The following is a 15881-nucleotide window of genomic DNA, read 5'->3' as shown; positions in this document are numbered from 1 at the left end:
TCCTCACACCGTCGGTATTCCGTTCTCCGCGCAATGCGCAACTACGACCTCGGCGTCTAGCTTGCGCAGCCCACGGGGCAGCGATGGCGAAATGGTGTAAACAGCATCTGCACGCCACACGCCACCCTCTTCGTAAACATTTGTGCGCAGATGCCGCGCGAAACCGTATCCGCGGATCAACGCATATTGCGCCGCCGCACATTCGACATAGGCATCCACATCGGCCTGATTGCGCGCGCCGGTCATCGACACGTTGAACTGCACCAGATCGCCGTCCAGCAGGCTGGTTTCCACACCGCGATAGCTCGGCGTGAAGGGCCTCGACTGGTCGCCGGTGGCCTGCGCACCGCAGGCCGCCAGCAGCAGGGGCGATATGAGCGCAGCTCGCTTCATCATTCCGCCGCCATTTTCCCCGCATTGCGCGCCGCCGCATTGGCGCTGAGCTCGGCCATCAGGGTCGAGGCGCGGGTGATCGGGTTGGTCAGGTAGAAATCCTTGACCGCCGGGAAGAATTTGCCCGGCTTGAGCTCCTTGGTCTCGAGCGGCTGCCACTCGTTGGCAGGCACCTGGTCGATCCGGCGCAGATGCGGCACGGCGGCGACCAGCGCCTGACGCAGTTGCGCCAGAGAGTCATAGGGCAAGGGCTTGCCCATTTCGCCGGACAGCGCCCGCAGGATGGCCCAGTTCTCTTTCGCCTGACCGGGGGCGAAACCGGCGCGCAGCGCCAGTTGCGGACGACCCTCGGTATTGACGAACAGCCCCGATTCCTCGGTATAGGCGGCGCCCGGCAAGATCACATCGGCACGATGTGCGCCGCGATCGCCATGGCTGCCCTGATAGATCACGAAGGGACCAGCGGCGATCTCGACCTCATCGGCGCCGAGGTTATAGACCACATCGGCACCGTCGAGCGCCTTGGTCATGCCGCCTTCGGTCACGGCCCCCAGATCCAGCGCGCCGACACGCGACGCGGCGGTATGCAAGACCAGCATCTTGCCGCCCAGCTTTTCGGCCAGCGCCATGACCTGGCCCAGCACCGCGATGCCGTCGCCTTCGGTCAGGGCCCCCTGCCCGACGATGACCAGCGCGCCTTCGACCGGCTTGGCCTCGGCCACCAGCTTGTTCAGCGGCCCGCGACCCGGCCCGACCCATTCGTAATCATAGGTCAGATCCATGTCCTTCGGCCCGATCACATGGACGGTGGCGCCCTTCGACCAGACCTTGCGGATCCGCGCGTTCAGCACCGGCGCCTCGTCGCGCGGGTTCGAACCGATCAGATAGATGTTCTTCGCGGTCTCGATATCCTCGATCTTGGCGGTGCCGACATAGGCCGAGCGGTTGCCAGCCGGCAGCACGGCGCCGTCGGTGCGGGATTCGATCTTGCCGCCCAGCCCCTCGACGATCTGCTTCAGCGCGAAGATCGCCTCGGCCGGAGCCAGATCGCCGACCAGAGCGGCGACCTTGCCGCCCTTCATCGCGGCAGCGGCCTTGCCGAGCGCCTCGGCCCAGGTGGCCGGACGCAGCTTGCCGTTCTCACGGACATAGGGCTGGTCCAGACGCTGGCGGCGCAACCCGTCCCAGACAAAGCGGGTCTTGTCGGAAATCCATTCCTCGTTCACGCCGTCATGGTTGCGCGGCATGATGCGCATCACTTCGCGGCCCTTGGTATCGACCCGGATGTTCGACCCCAGCGCGTCCATCACGTCGATGGTCTCGGTCTTGGTGAGTTCCCACGGACGCGCGGTAAACGCATAAGGTTTCGAGGTCAGCGCGCCGACCGGGCATAGGTCAATGATATTGCCCTGCAGGTTCGAATTCAGCGTCTGGTTCAGATAAGAGGTGATCTCGGCATCCTCGCCACGACCGGTCTGACCCATCTGGGTGATCCCCGCCACCTCGGAGGTGAAACGCACGCAGCGGGTGCACGAGATGCAGCGGGTCATGTGGGTTTCGACCAGCGGCCCGAGGTTCAGATCGTCACTGGCGCGCTTGGCCTCGCGATAGCGCGAGAAGTCGACGCCATAGGCCATCGCCTGGTCCTGCAGGTCGCATTCGCCGCCCTGGTCGCAGATCGGGCAGTCCAGAGGGTGGTTGATCAGGAGGAACTCCATCACCCCCTCGCGGGCCTTCTTCACCATCGGCGAATTGGTCTTGACCACCGGCGGCTGGCCTTCCGGCCCCGGGCGCAGGTCGCGGACCTGCATGGCGCAGGAGGCGGCGGGCTTGGGCGGGCCGCCCACGACTTCGACCAGACACATCCGGCAGTTGCCGGCGATCGACAGACGCTCGTGATAACAGAACCGCGGAATTTCGACACCAGCGACCTCGCAGGCCTGGATCAGGGTCATTGCCCCTTCCACTTCGATCTCGGTTCCGTCGATGATGACTTTGCGGAGGTCAGACATGGTCTATTTCGCCCTCAGTAGCGCGCCGATTGCGCTGTTGTTCTTGATTTCCAACCGGCCCAGCCGGCACAGATCGCCCGGTTTGTCGTAATCCAGCCCGAAGCGGGCCATATAGTCGCGGCCCCGCTCGATCATCCGAGCCTTTTCCTCGCGCGAGTCGAGCAGTGCCCGAATTTCGCTATCGGAATAGCCGAGCTGGTTGGCCCGTGCCCGCAGTCGGCTGATTTCACCGATCCCGCGCAACAGCCGGCCCTGGATATCGTCGCATTTGCGACGGATTTCATTGGCGACGACCACGGTAAAGATGCCATCCGAGATCTCGGGCACGTCGCGCAACGGCGGCTTGGCCGCCGCCGGCAGGCCACCAAAGCAGACCGCCAGCGCCACCAGCAGCCGCGATGCCAGAGAGCGCAATCCGCCCCCCTGCCCGCGGGCCTCGGTCAGGCCGGGATATGCCTGAAGCGCCATCATGGTTTCTGACAGACCCCGCGCAGCACCAGATTGTCCCCGTCGAACACCAGGTTCTGCGCATCAGCCTTGGGCCCGTTGGACCAGACAATCTGCGAGGAGCCGTAATTCTCGACGCAATAGCGGGTGGCCGCATAGGCGCCAGCCTGGCGGGCACCGTCGAGCGACTGGTTGGCGTTCTTCACCTCGACTCGGAAATCCGCCACCGAGACCTTGCGATCGACCGCCTTGGCCTTGGTGCGGAAATAGATGCCATCGAACAGCACGCGCTTGTCTTTCGGCGTGCAGGCGGCAACCGCCAGCACGCAGAGAACGCTCACCGTCACGAGCCCGGGATATGAGGCAAGCCGCCGCATCACGATCACTCGGCCGCCATGGCGCCCATGCGCCCCGTCTTCTTCGCCTTGATGCGGTCCTCGATCTCTTCGCGGAAGTGGCGCACCAGACCCTGGATCGGCCAGGCCGCCGCATCTCCGAGGGCGCAGATGGTGTGGCCTTCGACCTGCTTGGTGACCGACAGCAGCATGTCGATTTCCTCGACCTCGGCGTCGCCGGTGACCAGACGATCCATCACCCGGCTCATCCAGCCGGTGCCTTCGCGGCAGGGGGTGCACTGGCCGCAGCTCTCGTGCTTGAAGAACTTCGACAGCCGCCAGACCGCTTTGATCACGTCGACCGAATTGTCCATCACGATCATGCAGCCGGTGCCAAAGCTCGACTTGTTCTCGCGCATCCAGTCGAAATCCATGATGGCGTCTTCCAGCGCCGCCTTGGGCAGCACCGGGCAGGAAGCACCGCCGGGGATGATGGCCTTCAGATTGTCCCAGCCGCCGCGAACACCGCCACCGTGATGCTCGATGATCTCGCGCACCGACATCGACATCGATTCCTCGAAGACGCAGGGATTGTTCACATGGCCGGTCAGCGCCATCAGCTTGGTGCCGTGGTTGTTCGGCCGCCCGAAGGAGGAGAACCACTCCGGCCCGCGGCGGATGATGGTCGGCGCGACGGCGATGGATTCGACGTTGTTCACCGTGGTCGGGCAGCCATAGAGACCCGAGCCCGCCGGGAACGGCGGTTTCATCCGCGGCATGCCCTTGCGCCCTTCCAGGCTTTCGAGCAGCGCGGTTTCCTCGCCACAGATATAGGCGCCAGCGCCGTGGTGCAGGTAGACGTCGAAGTCATAGCCCGACTTGCAGGCGTTCTTGCCGATCAGACCGGCATCATAGGCCTCGTCAATCGCGGCCTGCAGCGCCTCGCGTTCCCGGATGTATTCGCCACGGATATAGATATAGGCGGCGATCGCATTCATCGCGAAACCGGCGATCAGCGCACCTTCGACCAGCGTATGCGGATCGTGGCGCATGATCTCGCGGTCCTTGCAGGTCGCGGGTTCGGATTCGTCGGCGTTGATCACCAGATAGGCCGGGCGCCCGTCGCTTTCCTTCGGCATGAAGGACCATTTCAGACCGGTCGGGAAGCCGGCGCCACCCCGGCCGCGCAGGCCAGAGTCCTTGACCTGCTGGATGATCCAGTCGCGCCCCTTGGCGAGGATACCGGCGGTGCCGTCCCAATGGCCGCGGGCCATGGCGCCTTTCAGCGAACGGTCATGCATCCCGTAGAGGTTGGTAAAGATCCGGTCCTGGTCCTTGAGCATGCGTGCTACCCTTGGCTGTCCTGGCGCATCCGCCAGAGTTGATAGATGTTGACGAACGCCCAGACGAAAGCGGCAAGAGAGGCGAAATAAATCAGCATCTCATGCCGGATCGTGAGGCCGAGACCCTGGCAGATCCAGGGCGCCAGCAGCGCAGCCAAAGCGGCGCCGGCAATCACCAGCCCCGTCGCCCGGCCCTTCCGGGCCATCGCCCTGTCGCGCTCGTCGCTCATCGTTTTCCCATTTGGCTGCCCCCCGCCCCAAGGCGGGAAACACGGTCAGTCGTAAATCTTGTCGTCCTTGGCGCGCTTGGAGAATTCGGTCTCCTCGCCGGCCGCCAGTTGCTTCGCCTGCTCGATCCAGCCATCACGCTCGACCCGGCCCTTGAAGGCCAGCCGGGTGTCGACCCAGGCGATCTCGGCCTCGGTCCAGGCGGCGATCTGATCGTAGTGATAGATGCCCAGATCGTTCAGCATGCCTTCGAGCTTCGGCCCGACGCCCTTCAGAAGCTTGAGGTCATCCGCCCCACCCTCGCGGGGGGCGGCGAGGATCGCAGGCTCTTTCTCGGCGATATCGGCAACGTCGGCCTTGCCCTGCCAGGGCGCGCGCAGCGGCACTTCGGTGCCGTCGATCCGCTTGATGCCATCGCCGATCTCGACCGCGCGGGCGACACTGGCGTTATACTGGGTACGCCCGCTTTCGAAATCGGTCAGCGCCACCAGCCCGGATTTGGGCTCGGCGGCATAGCGGCCGTTCTGCGGGCCCGGCACCGGCACCTGACCTGCGGCCAGTTCATCGAGGATCTCGGCGAACCGTTCAGCGGTCAGGTCTTCGTAGTAATCCTTGCCGATCTGCGCCATCGGCGCGTTCGAGCAGGCGCCGAGGCATTCGACCTCTTCCCAGGAGAACTTGCCGTCAGCCGAGAGCATATGCGGCTTGGGCGCGATCTTCTGCTTGCAGACCTCCATCAGGTTCTCGGCGCCGCAGATCATGCAGGTGGTGGTGCCGCAGACCTGGATATGGGCGACCGAACCGACCGGCTCGAGCTGGAACATGAAGTAGAAGGTGGCGACCTCCAGAGCCCGGATATAAGGCATTCCGAGGAAATCGGCGACGAATTCGATCGCCGGCCGGGTCAACCAGCCTTCCTGCTCCTGAGCGCGCCACAGCAGCGGAATGATCGCGCTGGCCTGACGGCCCTCGGGGTATTTGGTGATCTGCGCCTCGGCCCAGGCCTGGTTGGCCTGGGTAAAGGCGAAGCTTTCCGGTTGTTCGTGATGCAAGCGGCGGAGCATTAGGCTGTCCCCTTGTGCGGGCCGCACCGGAGGAAGCCTCCGGCGGGAATATTTTTACAGAGAAGAAGCAGGGCAGAGACGCGAGCCATCAGCGGTCCACCTCGCCGAACACGATATCGAGGGTGCCGATGATGGCAGCGATATCGGCCAGTTGATGGTGCTTGGCGACATGGTCGATGGCCTGCAGGTGCAGATAGCCCGGCGCCCGCAGCTTGGCGCGATAGGGCTTGTTGGTGCCATCCGCCACCAGATAGACCCCGAATTCCCCCTTCGGCGCCTCGACCGCAGCATAGACCTCACCCGCCGGCACGTGGAAGCCTTCGGTGTAGAGCTTGAAGTGATGGATCAGGCTTTCCATCGAGGTCTTCATGTCCTTGCGCTTCGGCGGCGTCAACTTGCCACGGGCCAGGACATCGCCCTGGTTTTCCGGCATTCTCAGCTTGGCGATCGCCTGCTTGATGATGTGGGTCGACTGGCGCATCTCCTCCATCCGGACGAGGTAGCGATCATAGCAATCGCCGTTCTTGCCCACCGGGATCTGGAAGTCGAACTCATCATAGCATTCATAGGGCTGCGACCGCCGCAGGTCCCAGGCCAGGCCAGAGCCGCGCACCATCACGCCGGAGAAGCCCCATTGCTGGATCTCCTCTTCGTTGACGACACCGATATCGACGTTGCGCTGCTTGAAGATGCGGTTCTCGCTAAGCAGCCCGTCGATATCGTCGATCACCTTGGGGAAATGATCAGCCCAGGCGTCGATATCGTCGAGCAGCTCGGGCGGCAGATCCTGGTGCACCCCGCCGGGACGGAAGTAGGCCGCGTGGAACCGCGCGCCACAGGCCCGTTCGTAGAAGATGCAAAGCTTTTCCCGCTCCTCGAAGCCCCAGAGCGGCGGGGTCAGCGCGCCCACGTCCATCGCCTGGGTGGTCACGTTCAGCAGGTGGTTCAGCACCCGGCCGATTTCGGAATAGAGCACCCGGATCAGCGAGGCGCGGCGCGGGATCTGCACCCCGGTCAGCCGCTCGATCGCCAGACACCAGACATGCTCCTGGTTCATCGGCGCCACATAGTCGAGCCGGTCGAAATAGGGCAGGTTCTGCAGATAGGTGCGGCTTTCCATCAGCTTCTCGGTGCCGCGGTGCAGCAGGCCGATATGCGGGTCGCAGCGTTCGACGATCTCGCCGTCCAGCTCCAGCACCAGACGCAGCACGCCGTGCGCCGCCGGGTGCTGCGGCCCGAAGTTGATGTTGAAGTTCCGGATCTTCTGCTCGCCGCTCAGCGCGTCGGTGCTGCCGTCGTCAAATTTGGAGCCGTCCATCACTTCGCCCCCTCTTTCTCGTCGCCGGGGAGGATGTATTCGGCGCCTTCCCACGGGCTCATGAAGTCAAATTGGCGATATTCGGCCACCAGGCTCACCGGTTCATAGACCACGCGCTTCTCGACCTCGTCATACCGCACTTCGGTATAGCCGGTGGTCGGGAAATCCTTGCGCAACGGGTAGCCGCGGAAGCCGTAGTCGGTGAGGATCCGGCGCAGGTCCGGGTGCCCCGAGAACAGGATGCCGTACATGTCGAAGGTCTCCCGCTCGAACCAGTTGGCCGAGGGGTGCACCGAGATGATCGAGGGCACGATGTCTTCCTCGCGGATCGACACCCGCAGGCGGATCCGCTGGTTCTGGTACATCGACAGAAAGTGATAGACCACATCGAAGCGTTTCGTGCGCTCCGGGTAATCGACGCCGGTGATATCCACCAGCGACGAGAACTTGCAGGTCGGATCGCTTTTCAGGAATTCGACGAAGGCGACGATATTGGCCGGGGCCACATCGACGTTCAGTTCGCCATAGGCGACATCCCAGCTCAGAACGCAATCCGGGCGCTTGGCCTCGATATGCGCGCCCAGTTCTTTGAGTGCTTGGCTCATCATGCTCTCTCCAATCCTGGCGCGCCTTAGCGCACGAGTGTCCCGGTACGGCGAATCTTGCGCTGCATCTGCATCAGCCCGTACATCAGCGCCTCGGCCGTCGGCGGGCAGCCGGGGACATAGACGTCGACGGGAACGATGCGGTCACAGCCGCGCACCACCGAGTAGGAATAGTGATAGTACCCGCCACCATTGGCGCAGGAGCCCATCGAGATGACATAGCGCGGTTCAGGCATCTGATCATAGACCTTGCGCAGCGCCGGCGCCATCTTGTTGGTCAGCGTGCCGGCGACGATCATCAGGTCGGCCTGACGCGGGGAGGCGCGCGGCGCGATACCGAAGCGTTCGGCGTCATAGCGCGGCATCGAGGTATGCATCATCTCGACGGCGCAGCAGGCCAGACCGAAGGTCATCCAGTGCAGCGACCCGGTGCGCGCCCAGTTGATGATATCCTCGGTCGAGGTGAGCAGGAACCCCTTGTCCTGCAGCTCGGCGTTCAGCGCCTGAGTCGCGACTTCCTTGTCGGCGCCGGCGGTGTTCATCCCGGTCATCACTCCCATTCCAGCGCCCCTTTCTTCCATTCATAGGCAAACCCGGCCGTCAGAACGCCCAGGAACACCATCATGCCCCAGAAGGCGACATCGCTGAGCCCGCTGAAGCCGACGGCCCAGGGGAACAGCATGGCGATTTCGAGGTCGAAGATGATGAAAAGGATCGACACCAGGTAGAAGCGCACATCGAACTTCATCCGGGCGTCGTCGAAGGCGTTGAAGCCGCATTCATAGGCGCTGACCTTTTCCGGGTCGGGGTTGCGCACGGCGAGGACGACAGCCGAGAGCATCAGGACAAGACCCAACCCCACGGCAACCGCCAGAAACACCAGAATCGGGAGGTATTCCCGCAACAACTCTTCCACGAGTGGCTCCTTTCCCGCGCGCATCGGTGCGGCGCGCCGTCAATTGGCATGTTGACCTGCCGCTTCTCTACTCCCGCCGATCCAGAGCGTCAACCAAGCGGGCGGCATTCCCGGCCGCCCAAAATCCCGAACCGGATGCATTGGCTGTAGCCAAAAAACCGCAGGAAATACACCTTTTCCACGCATCAATGCCGCAATGCGGCACCGGCGCGCTCCGAGACAGTATGCCACGGCAAGGCCGGTCACTGCACAAGCGCCATGTTTTCAGGCAGGAAGTGAGTCCCTTTCACGGGAACCCGCCGTGCCGGCGTCGGTTCAAGCACCCTGCCCCGCAACCTCTCGCAACCACTCGAGGAAAGCCCCGACCGCCCGCCGCCCCTGCGCCCGTGGCATCACCGCGGCGCGAAAGCCCCCGGCCACGGTGACGAATCCCAAAGGTGCCACCAGCCGGCCGGAGGCCAGATCCTCCGCCACCAGACGCCGTTCCGCCAGCGCGATCCCGAGCCCCGCCACCGCCGCCCCCAGCGCGAGGAAATGGTGGGCATGGATCTCTTCCCGCTCGGCGGTGATCGCGATGCCGCTGTGCTGCCCCCATTCGTCCCAGGTCTGCAGGGCATTGGGCTGGGTCAGCCGCGCCGGGGCGCGCCAGGTCTGCCCCTGCCCGGCCAGCGGATAGCCCGGCGCGCAAACCACGCCGTAATGCGCATCCCCCAACGGCCGCTGATCGGCCTCGCGCATCGTCCCGCGCAGCCGGTCGTAGCTGATCAGGAGATCGAAATCGCTCTCCTGCGGCAGCTCCGCCCCCGACATCCGCAGCCGCAGTTCGATCTCCGGATGGCGGGCGTAGAATTCGGGCAGCAGCGGGATCAGCCAGCGGCTGGCCAGCGTCGCGCTCACCCGCAGATCGACAAAGCGCGCGTCCTGCTCGGCCCGCAGGGTTTCGGACAGCGCCGCCAATTCGTCCAGCATCGGCGTGGCGCTGCGCCGCAGCCGATCGCCCCGGGCGGTCAGCCGCAGCCCGTTGCCGGCCTTTTCGAACAGCGCCCCGCCCAGATCCTCGGACAGATGGTGGAGCTGTTTGCTGATCGCGCTATGGGTCCGCCCCAGCTCGGCCGCCGCCGCGGTGACAGAGCCCAATCGCGCCGTCGCCTCGAAGGCCGGCAGGGCGGACAAGGGGGGCAAGCGGCGCATCTTTGTTCCATTTCGTCACAGACTGGAGAAAACTTCTCAATTTTTATCGGGATGAACAAGCGATATCCCCATCCCATCAGGAACAAAGGAGATATCACAATGGCCACCGTGGTTTTTCTTCACCCGCAGGATCGGACCCGCCCGTCGCAGCCTGCGCGGAGCAGTGGATTCGGATCACTACCGGCCCTCTGGTGGCATCGCCTGACCCTGCGCCGGATGCTGCGGGACGAGCTTCTGCGCCACCCCGACAGCGTGCTCAGCGACGCGGGCTGGAGCCGGGCCGCCGCCCTGGAAGAGGCGGCAAAACCCTTCTGGCGCGGCTGATCTAGCCTTCCGCGATCCAGCCCGGCTTGCGCTTGGCGAAGAAGGCGCCGATGCCCTCCTTCGCCTCCTCGCCCTCCCAGCACTCGACCAGGGCGCGAATGGTATGGTCGATCACCTCGGCGTCGATCCGCGGACCAAGCGTGCGGGTCAGCCGCTTGGCCGCCGCCACCGCGCCGGGCGCGCAGGAGAGATAGGGGGCGATCTCGGCCTCGGCCGCCGCCATCAGATCGGCGGCCGGCACCGCCCGGGCCAGCAGCCCCAGCTCCACCGCCTCGGCGGCGTCGAACAGCCGGCCCGACATGAACACCCGCCGCGCCCGCGCCTCGCCCATGCGGGCGATGACATAGGGGCCGATGGTGGCCGGGATCAGCCCCAGCCGGGTCTCGGTCAGCCCCATCTTCAGATGATCCGCCCCCAGCGTCACGTCGCAGACCGAGGCGAGCCCGACCCCGCCGCCGAAGGCATTGCCCTGCAGCGCCCCGATCAGCGGTTTCGGCAGGGTGTTGAGCGCCTGCAGCGCCAGCGCCAGCTTGCGCGCCTCGATGAACCGCGTCTCGGGATCGGCGGCCATCTGATCCTGCATCCAGCCGAGATCGCCCCCGGCGCAGAAGGATTTGCCCGCCCCGGTCAGGATCACCGCCCGCACTGCCGGATCGGCCCCCAACTGCTCCGCCGCCCGGGTCAGCTCGGCGATCATCGCCGCCGACATCGCATTGTGCTTCTCCACCCGGTTCAGCGTCAGCGTCGCGACACCCCGGTCGTCACACGCGATTGTGATAGTCTCGAACATCATTCTGCCCCTTCTCCCAGGCGCATCGCCCGCGCCATCGCCGCCGCCCGCGCGATCACCGACTGATCGAGCCCGGTCTCAAAACCCCGCGCCGCCAGATGCGCCGCCACCCGCTCGGTCGCGACATTGCCGGCAGCGCCCGGCGCATAGGGGCAGCCCCCCAAGCCCCCGACGGCGGCATCAAAGACCCTGAGCCCCAGTTCCAGCGAGGCGTCGATATTGGCCAGCGCCCGGCCGGCGGTGTCATGATAATGTCCGGCAAGCTGCGCTGCCGGCACTTCCTCCAGCACCGCCTTCAGCATCGCGGTGATGCTCTCCGGCGTCGCCTGGCCGATGGTGTCACCCAGCGAGATTTCATAGCAGCCCATGGCAAAAAGCCGCGCCGCCACCTCGGCCACCTTCGCGGGGGGCGTCGGCCCGTCATAGGGGCAATCGGTCACGCAGGAGATATAGCCGCGCACCGGCAGGCCGATCTCGGATGCCGCCCCCATGATCGGCTCGAACCGCGCGAGACTCTCCTCGATGGTGGCATTGATATTGGCCTTGGAAAAGCCTTCTGAGGCCGCGGCGAAGATCGCCACCTCATCGGCCCTTGCCGCCACCGCATCCTGAAACCCGCGCAGATTCGGCGTCAACGCGGCATAGCGCACGCCGGGGGTGCGGGTGATGCCGGCCAGAACCTCGGCGCTGCCGGCCATCTGCGGCACCCATTTGGGGCTGACGAAGCTGGCGCATTCGATGCGCCGGAACCCGGCGCCGCTGAGACAATCGACCAGCGCCACCTTTTCCGCCACCGGGATCGGGCGCTTTTCGTTCTGCAGCCCATCGCGCGGCCCTACCTCGAAGATCTCGACATGTTCAGCCATATGTTCAGCCATGCGATTTGCCTCCCATTCCGTCACCAAGCCCGAGGGGGCGTTCGTCGCGCATCCCCCCCTCACGCCACTCCAGCGTCAAGCCCCATGCCCCAAGACCAGGTCCAGCCGCCCCGCTCATGCCTCGTCCTCCTCCAGCCGGACCAGCGCCGCGCCGGCCTCGACCTGATCGCCGGCGGCGGCCAGCACCTCGGCCACCACCCCGTCGCGGGCGGCCACCAGAGTATGCTCCATCTTCATCGCCTCGAGGATCGCCAGCCGTTGACCGGCCTCGACCGCTTCGCCAGCAGCAACGAAAACCGCCTTCACCAACCCCGGCATCGGCGCCTCGATCAGATTGCCGCCGCCGACATCCGCCCCGGCGCGATCCAGCGGATCGACCAGATCGAACACCGGCGCCGCGCCGGAAAACAGCGTGATCCGCGCCCCCGCCCGCGCCATCGGCACCGCCTTCGCCCCGTCGAACCGCCAGCCGGAGGCATCGCGTTCAGCGACAATTTCCATCCCCTCGATCCCGATCACCGCCGCCCCGGGTGCCCGCACCCGGATGGTTGCCACCATCTCCTCTCCCTCGTGCGCAAGGCTGACCCGACGATCAAGCGGTGCCCAGAGGGTGAAGCCGGTCAGGGCCGCCGGCCCTTCCATCAGCCCGGCCGCCGCAAGCGCAGCCTGGGCGACCAGATGCGGTGCCGGCACTTCGGCAGAGATCAACCCATCCAGATCGCGTTCGATCAGCCCGGTGTCGACATCGCCCGCGGCAAAGCCCTGATGCCGGGTCAGCGCGGCGAGAAAGGCCAGATTGGTCACCGATCCCGCCACTTCCGACCGTTCCAGCGCCCGAGTCATCCGTGCCAGCGCGATCTCCCGCGTCGGGCCATGGGTGATCACCTTGGCGATCATCGGATCGTAGAACGGGCTGATGGTATCGCCCGCGCGCACGCCGCTGTCGATGCGGGCGCCATCGGGAAAGACCAGATGGGACAGCGTGCCGGTCGCGGGCAAAAAGCCCTTCGGCACATCCTCGGCATAGAGCCGCGCCTCGAAGGCATGGCCCTTGAGCGGAATCTGCGCCTGGCCCATCGGCAAAGGTTCCCCGGCGGCGACGCGAAGCTGCCATTCGACCAGGTCGATGCCGGTCACCGCCTCGGTCACGGGGTGTTCCACCTGCAGCCGCGTGTTCATCTCCATGAACCAGAAGCGGTCGGGGCGCAGCCCGTCGGAGGCATCGATGATGAACTCGATGGTGCCCGCGCCCTTATAGCCGATGGCCTTGGCCGCCCGCACCGCCGCCTCGCCCATCGCCGCGCGCATCTCCTCGGTCATGCCGGGCGCCGGCGCCTCCTCGATCACCTTCTGGTGGCGGCGCTGCAACGAGCAGTCGCGTTCATAGAGGTGGACGGCCTCGTGACCATCGCCGAAGACCTGCACTTCTATATGACGCGGCTTTTCGACGTATTTCTCGATCAGCACCGCATCATTGCCGAAGGCGGTGCGCGCCTCGCCCCGCGCCGAGTCGAGCGCCGCCGCGAAGTCCTGCGGTGCCACCACCTTGCGCATCCCCTTGCCACCACCACCGGCGACCGCCTTGATCAACACCGGATAGCCGATCGCCTCGGCCGCGCCGGCCAGATGCTCGGGGTCCTGATTGTCGCCGTGATAGCCGGGCACCACCGGCACGCCGGCCGCCTCCATCAGCCTCTTGGCGGCATCCTTCAGCCCCATGGCACGGATCGCCGGCGCCGAAGGCCCGATGAAGATCAGCCCCGCCGCCTCCACCGCCTCGACGAAATCGGGGTTCTCGGAGAGAAAGCCATAGCCGGGGTGGATCGCCTGGGCGCCGGCCTCCAGCGCCACCTCGATCAGGGTCTGGCCCTTGAGATAGCTTTCCGCCGGTTGCGGCGGGCCGATCAGGAACGCCTCATCCGCCAGGGCGACATGCTTGGCGCGCGCGTCGGCCTCGGAATAGACCGCGACCGTGGCCACGCCCAGGCTGCGGGCGGTCTCGATGATGCGGCAGGCGATCTCGCCACGGTTGGCGATCAGGATTTTATCAAACATCTGTCTCTCCTTTGATCCACCGGCTCGGGGGCTCTGCCCCCGCTCCTTCGGAGCTCCCCCGGGATATTTCTGCCAGATCGAAGGGGCTTCGACCTGGTCCAAATATCCCCGCCGGAGGCATGAAATTTCATTACATCCGGAACAGGCCGAAGCGCGTGGGCTCGATCGGGGCGCAGAGGCTGGCCGAGAGGCTGAGCGCCAGCACTTCACGCGTCTTGCGGGGATCGACGATGCCGTCGTCCCAGAGCCGGGCCGAGGCATAGAGCGGGTGGCTCTGGCGGTCGAACATCTCGAGCGTGGGGCGCTTGAACTCGGCCTCTTCCTCGGTCGACCAGCTGCCGCCCTTGCGTTCGATCCCGTCGCGACGGACGGTGGCGAGCACCCCCGCCGCCTGTTCGCCGCCCATCACCGAGATGCGGCTGTTGGGCCAGGTCCAGAGGAACCGGGGCGAATAGGCGCGCCCGGCCATGCCGTAGTTGCCGGCGCCGAAGGAGCCACCCACCAGCATGGTGATCTTGGGGACATTGGTGGTGGCCACCGCCGTCACCATCTTGGCGCCGTGGCGCGCGATGCCTTCGTTTTCATATTTGCGGCCAACCATGAAGCCGGTGATGTTCTGCAAGAAGACCAGCGGGATATTGCGCTGCGAGCAAAGCTCGACAAAATGCGCCGCCTTCTGCGCGGCTTCCGAGAACAGCACGCCGTTATTGGCGACGATCCCCACCGGACAGCCCATCACATGGGCAAAGCCGGTGACGATGGTTTCGCCAAAGCGCGGCTTGAACTCGTCGAAGCGGGAGCCGTCGACGGTGCGCGCGATCACCTCGCGGATGTCATAGGGGGTGCGCAGATCGGCCGGCACGGCGCCGAGGATTTCCTCGGGGTCGTAAGCGGGGTCTTCGGGGCTTTGCCATTGCACCGTCTGCGGCTTGGCGCGGTTCAGGTGGCTGACCGCGCGGCGGGCCAGCGCCAGGGCATGGGCGTCATCCTCGGCCAGGTAATCGGCGACACCGGAGAGGCGCGTGTGCACATCGCCACCACCGAGGTCCTCGGCCGAGACCACCTCACCCGTCGCGGCCTTCACCAGCGGCGGGCCGGCGAGGAAGATGGTGCCCTGGTCACGCACGATGATGGTGACATCCGACATCGCCGGCACATAGGCGCCGCCGGCGGTGCAGGAGCCCATCACCACGGCGATCTGCGGGATGCCCCGGGCCGACATATTGGCCTGATTATAGAAGATGCGGCCGAAATGGTCGCGGTCGGGGAAGACCTCGTCCTGCTGCGGCAGGTTGGCGCCGCCGCTGTCGACCAGATAGATGCAGGGCAGCGCGCAATCGGCGGCGATCTCCTGCGCGCGCAGGTGCTTCTTGACCGTCATCGGATAATAGGTGCCGCCCTTCACGGTGGCGTCGTTGCAGACCACCATGACCTCCTGCCCCTCGACCCGGCCGATGCCGGCGATCACCCCGGCGCAGGGGGCGGCGTCATCATACATGTCATGCGCCGCGGTGGCGCCGATTTCCAGGAAGGGCGAGCCCGGGTCGAGCAGATTGGCCACCCTCTCGCGCGGCAGCATCTTGCCACGCGACACATGACGGGCGCGCGCGGCCTCGCCACCGCCCTCGGCCGCGTGCAGGGCGGCCGCCCGCACGGTGGCGAGGGCCTCGAGATGGGCGGCCCGGTTGGTCTGGAATGCCTCGGACGTGGGCAGGACGCGGGATATAAGTTTCACCTCAGGGCCTCCTCTGCCGCGCTGGGGCGGCGGGTTTCAGTCGGGCCAAGCCCGCGCAGAGAGCGGCGGCAGATCCTGCGCGCGGCCTTCATGGCAGTCATGGCAGCCATGCAAGTTACGCAGATCACTGCTCAACCTCCTTAAAATTGGGAATATTCCATAGGGTCAGATCGAAAGAATGCGTGTTCGACCAAGGCAAACCTTGATCCAGATCAGCGATTCCACCGTGCCCCTGGGGCAAAGTCCC

Annotated in this window: 17 protein-coding genes; 1 reads left to right on the top strand and 16 read right to left on the bottom strand. The window is 65.6% G+C overall.

Features of this window, described 5'->3' with window-relative positions; genetic code table 11:
* Positions 1-3: 3 nt before the first annotated feature.
* The 12 genes from ACN0V4_RS04350 to ACN0V4_RS04295 all read right to left on the bottom strand — a co-directional run bounded on the left by ACN0V4_RS04350 (position 4) and on the right by ACN0V4_RS04295 (position 9852).
* The gene (locus ACN0V4_RS04350) at positions 4-393 is read right to left on the bottom strand and encodes a hypothetical protein (RefSeq protein WP_417673916.1); all 390 of its coding nucleotides are present in this window, start codon (positions 391-393) and stop codon (positions 4-6) included.
* The gene (nuoG, locus tag ACN0V4_RS04345; RefSeq protein ID WP_417673376.1) at positions 393-2405 is read right to left on the bottom strand and encodes an NADH-quinone oxidoreductase subunit NuoG; all 2013 of its coding nucleotides are present in this window, start codon (positions 2403-2405) and stop codon (positions 393-395) included. Before nuoG ends, ACN0V4_RS04350 begins: the two co-directional genes overlap by 1 nt.
* A 3-nt stretch (positions 2406-2408) precedes the next feature.
* Positions 2409-2873: a DUF5333 domain-containing protein gene (locus tag ACN0V4_RS04340; protein ID WP_417673374.1), complete on the bottom strand. Its 465-nt coding sequence runs from the start codon at positions 2871-2873 to the stop codon at positions 2409-2411.
* Positions 2873-3193 (bottom strand): hypothetical protein, encoded by a 321-nt coding sequence (locus ACN0V4_RS04335; RefSeq protein ID WP_417673372.1) that lies wholly within the window; start codon positions 3191-3193, stop codon positions 2873-2875. The genes ACN0V4_RS04340 and ACN0V4_RS04335 overlap by 1 nt, the downstream gene beginning before the upstream one ends.
* A gap of 41 nt (positions 3194-3234) precedes the next feature.
* Complete coding sequence (gene nuoF / locus ACN0V4_RS04330; protein WP_417673370.1) at positions 3235-4530, bottom strand: NADH-quinone oxidoreductase subunit NuoF; 1296 nt, start codon at positions 4528-4530, stop codon at positions 3235-3237.
* Positions 4531-4535: 5 nt separating this feature from the next.
* Entirely contained in the window at positions 4536-4760 is a 225-nt protein-coding gene (locus ACN0V4_RS04325) for a DUF5337 domain-containing protein (RefSeq protein ID WP_417673368.1), read from the bottom strand.
* A 45-nt stretch (positions 4761-4805) separates the two neighbouring features.
* Positions 4806-5822: an NADH-quinone oxidoreductase subunit NuoE gene (nuoE, locus tag ACN0V4_RS04320; RefSeq protein WP_417673366.1), complete on the bottom strand. Its 1017-nt coding sequence runs from the start codon at positions 5820-5822 to the stop codon at positions 4806-4808.
* A gap of 88 nt (positions 5823-5910) precedes the next feature.
* Positions 5911-7140, bottom strand: a complete 1230-nt coding sequence (locus ACN0V4_RS04315) for an NADH-quinone oxidoreductase subunit D (RefSeq protein ID WP_417673364.1) — start codon at positions 7138-7140, stop codon at positions 5911-5913.
* On the bottom strand, positions 7140-7745 hold the full coding sequence (locus tag ACN0V4_RS04310) for an NADH-quinone oxidoreductase subunit C (RefSeq protein ID WP_417673362.1): 606 nt from the start codon (positions 7743-7745) through the stop codon (positions 7140-7142). The genes ACN0V4_RS04315 and ACN0V4_RS04310 overlap by 1 nt, the downstream gene beginning before the upstream one ends.
* Positions 7746-7771: 26 nt before the next feature.
* Positions 7772-8305 carry a NuoB/complex I 20 kDa subunit family protein gene (locus ACN0V4_RS04305; protein ID WP_417673360.1) on the bottom strand — a complete coding sequence of 178 codons (534 nt, stop codon included), beginning with the start codon at positions 8303-8305 and terminating at the stop codon, positions 7772-7774.
* On the bottom strand, positions 8296-8661 hold the full coding sequence (locus ACN0V4_RS04300) for an NADH-quinone oxidoreductase subunit A (RefSeq protein WP_028091892.1): 366 nt from the start codon (positions 8659-8661) through the stop codon (positions 8296-8298). Before ACN0V4_RS04300 ends, ACN0V4_RS04305 begins: the two co-directional genes overlap by 10 nt.
* Before the next feature lie 315 nt (positions 8662-8976).
* Complete coding sequence (locus ACN0V4_RS04295) at positions 8977-9852, bottom strand: LysR substrate-binding domain-containing protein (protein WP_417673358.1); 876 nt, start codon at positions 9850-9852, stop codon at positions 8977-8979.
* A gap of 99 nt (positions 9853-9951) precedes the next feature.
* Here ACN0V4_RS04295 and ACN0V4_RS04290 point away from each other — a divergent pair, with 99 nt between their 5' ends.
* Positions 9952-10176 (top strand): DUF1127 domain-containing protein, encoded by a 225-nt coding sequence (locus ACN0V4_RS04290; protein ID WP_417673356.1) that lies wholly within the window; start codon positions 9952-9954, stop codon positions 10174-10176.
* 1 nt (position 10177) lies between these two features.
* Here ACN0V4_RS04290 and ACN0V4_RS04285 read toward each other — a convergent pair whose 3' ends face one another.
* From ACN0V4_RS04285 to ACN0V4_RS04270, 4 genes are all read right to left on the bottom strand, one after another.
* Complete coding sequence (locus tag ACN0V4_RS04285) at positions 10178-10966, bottom strand: crotonase/enoyl-CoA hydratase family protein (RefSeq protein ID WP_417673354.1); 789 nt, start codon at positions 10964-10966, stop codon at positions 10178-10180.
* Positions 10966-11832: a hydroxymethylglutaryl-CoA lyase gene (locus tag ACN0V4_RS04280; RefSeq protein WP_417673914.1), complete on the bottom strand. Its 867-nt coding sequence runs from the start codon at positions 11830-11832 to the stop codon at positions 10966-10968. Before ACN0V4_RS04280 ends, ACN0V4_RS04285 begins: the two co-directional genes overlap by 1 nt.
* 126 nt (positions 11833-11958) lie before the next feature.
* Positions 11959-13899, bottom strand: a complete 1941-nt coding sequence (locus tag ACN0V4_RS04275; protein WP_417673352.1) for a biotin carboxylase N-terminal domain-containing protein — start codon at positions 13897-13899, stop codon at positions 11959-11961.
* Between the two features lie 130 nt (positions 13900-14029).
* Positions 14030-15634, bottom strand: coding sequence for a carboxyl transferase domain-containing protein (locus tag ACN0V4_RS04270; protein ID WP_417673350.1), 1605 nt, complete (start codon positions 15632-15634; stop codon positions 14030-14032).
* Positions 15635-15881 lie beyond the last annotated feature (247 nt).

It is taken from the genome of Pseudodonghicola sp. (assembly GCF_048268305.1).
Classification (GTDB): domain Bacteria; phylum Pseudomonadota; class Alphaproteobacteria; order Rhodobacterales; family Rhodobacteraceae; genus Pseudodonghicola.
Note: the sequence above shows the minus strand (reverse complement) of the source record. Positions and strands in the feature narration are given on the sequence as shown.